The 642-nt window shown below is 71.8% G+C and carries 1 protein-coding gene; it reads left to right on the top strand.

The features are described from left to right. Positions 1-157 precede the first annotated feature (157 nt). Complete coding sequence (locus OP79_RS49165; RefSeq protein ID WP_051745940.1) at positions 158-637, top strand: NAD(P)H-dependent oxidoreductase; 480 nt, start codon at positions 158-160, stop codon at positions 635-637. The last annotated feature ends 5 nt before the right edge of the window (positions 638-642 follow it).

Raw genomic sequence — 642 nt, 5'->3', positions numbered from 1 at the left:
CTCGATGAGGTCGAAGTAGGCGCCGAGTTGCACACGGTCGAGCGACGGCGGTGAATCAGGCATGTCCGGAGTCTACTGCTTCGAATTCGAAGAGTGTGGGGTGCCGACTTCCAGTTACCGCAGGCGGCGCTGGAACCGAACTTCTCCGCGTGTTTCGATGCCATCCCGCCGGTCACTGGCGGCCGGAGGTGCGCGCGCCGAGGTGGAGGTGCTGGAGCTGCACCGGCTGGCGCCCGACCTCGCTCAGCACTTTGCCCAGCGCCGCGCCAGCCTCGACCTGCGGGAGGCGATCGCGGCGGTCGTGGCGGCCGACGGGCTCGTGGTGGCGACCCCGGTGCTCGCCGCATCCCCGAGCGAGGTATTCGACTTGTTCTTCGCCGTCCTCGGGGACGGTGTCCTCTCCGGCATGCCGGTGCTGCTGGCGCTCAACAGCGGCTCCCGCTGGCGGCCGCCCGACCTCACGCAGGTGCTACGCAGGCGCCTGGCCAGCGTGCACGCCGACCCCGTGCCCACGATCGTCGTCGCCGACCCCGCCGACTGGCCGGCCACGGCGCGCAGCGACGCGGCGCGGCTGCGCGCGTGCATCGACCAGGCCGCCGCCGAACTCGCCGTGGCGATGCGCTCGCACCGGCAGTGACCGAC

It is taken from the genome of Streptomyces yerevanensis (genome assembly GCF_000716805.1).
In the GTDB taxonomy this organism is placed as follows: domain Bacteria; phylum Actinomycetota; class Actinomycetes; order Streptomycetales; family Streptomycetaceae; genus Streptomyces; species Streptomyces flaveus.
The sequence above is the reverse complement of the archived record's forward strand: the minus strand, read 5'-3'. Positions and strand labels throughout refer to the sequence as shown.

Bases quoted from the DNA above. Each gene is read 5' to 3' on its own strand.
- OP79_RS49165 (WP_051745940.1), top strand. From the start codon at position 158: ATGCCATCCCGCCGGTCACTGGCGGCCGGAGGTGCGCGCGCCGAGGTG.